A 1,641-nucleotide genomic window follows, 5' to 3' on the forward strand; every position below is an offset into this window, starting at 1 on the left:
CAACATGTTCAACAGCCACAGGAAGTTTTACTATTACAAATTATAATGCAAGTTATACCTATACAGTTTCACCTTCAACTGGAGTAACTATATCAGGAAACACAGTTACAGCACCAACAGGAACATATACAGTAACTGCTACGTTGTCACCATGTACTTCGATAGCATCAGCGAGTGTTATAGTAAATGCACAACCAGTTACACCAGTTCAACCTATATTAAGTTCAGTAACACAACCAACATGTTCAACAGCCACAGGAAGTTTTACTATTACCAATTATAATGCTAGTTATACCTATGCAGTTTCTCCATCAACTGGAGTAACTATATCAGGAAATACAGTTACAGCACCAGCAGGAACGTATACAGTAACAGCTACTTTATCACCATGTACTTCAGTTTCATCAGCGAGTGTTACGGTAAATGCACAACCATTAACACCAGCACAACCGACATTAAGTTCAGTAACACAGCCAACATGTTCAACAGCAACAGGAAGTTTTACTATTACCAATTATAATGCTAGTTATACCTATGCAGTTTCTCCATCAACTGGAGTAACTATATCAGGAAACACAGTTACAGCACCAGCAGGAACGTATACAGTAACTGCTACTTTATCAACATGTACTTCGATAGCATCAGCGAGTGTAACGGTAAATGCACAACCAGTTACACCATCAGCACCAACAGTTGGAACTATTACTCAACCAACCTGTTCGACAGCAACAGGAAGTGTTGTATTGAGCGGTTTACCAACAGGAAGTTGGACTATCACAAGAAACCCAGGAGCAGTAACAACAACTGGAACAGGATCAAGTACTACGATTTCAGGCTTAGCTTCAGGAACTTATACGTTTACAGTGACTAATTCAGTAGGATGTACTTCAGTTTCATCAGCGAATATTGTAATTAATGCACAAATTTGTGCTAACGATGATTCAGCTGGTCCTATTGTTGGGACAACTGGTGGTGATGCAGGAATTAATATATTTAACAATGATACTTTAAATGGTGTAATTCTTAATCCTTCTGATGTTACATTGACTTCTACTCCTAATGGTCCATTAACAGTTAATAGTAATGGAACTGTTACCATTGCACCAGGAACAACAGGAGGTACATATACAGTAAATTATACAATTTGCGAAAATGCAAATCTATCTAATTGTGATACAGCTGTAGTAACAATAGTAGTTGAAACAGCACCAAGTGTAACTATCGGAAACGTATCCGTAAATGAAGATGCAGGAACAGTAAGTGTACCCGTGAGTATCAGTGGAGTAAGCGCTGTGGATACAGTCATTGACATTGTAACGACAACAGGTACAGCAGGCACATTAGATTATACCACAACGATAATTACGGTAACCATTCCAGCAGGACAAACCACCGTTGATGTTGTGATTCCAATTACGGATGACTTAATAGATGAGACAGATGAGACCTTTACCGTTGATGGAACGGTAACTTCTGGCAACACGAGTAACACCACAGCCAGTGGCACAGTAACGATTGTTGATAATGAAGGAGCACCAAGTGTAACCATTGGAAATGTATCAGTAAATGAAGATGCAGGAACAGTAAGTGTACCCGTGAGTATCAGTGGAGTAAGTGCTGTGGATACAGTCATTGACATTG

At 39.2% G+C, this 1,641-nt stretch carries 1 protein-coding gene; it reads left to right on the plus strand.

The genetic code is table 11. The annotated features are described in order from the left end of the window. A partial coding sequence (locus ACFO3U_RS08265; protein ID WP_379740465.1) for a beta strand repeat-containing protein occupies positions 1-1,641 on the plus strand: 1,641 nt, incomplete at both ends.

Origin of the sequence: Flavobacterium ponti (assembly GCF_042652765.1) — a bacterium.
Lineage (GTDB): Bacteria > Bacteroidota > Bacteroidia > Flavobacteriales > Flavobacteriaceae > Flavobacterium > Flavobacterium ponti.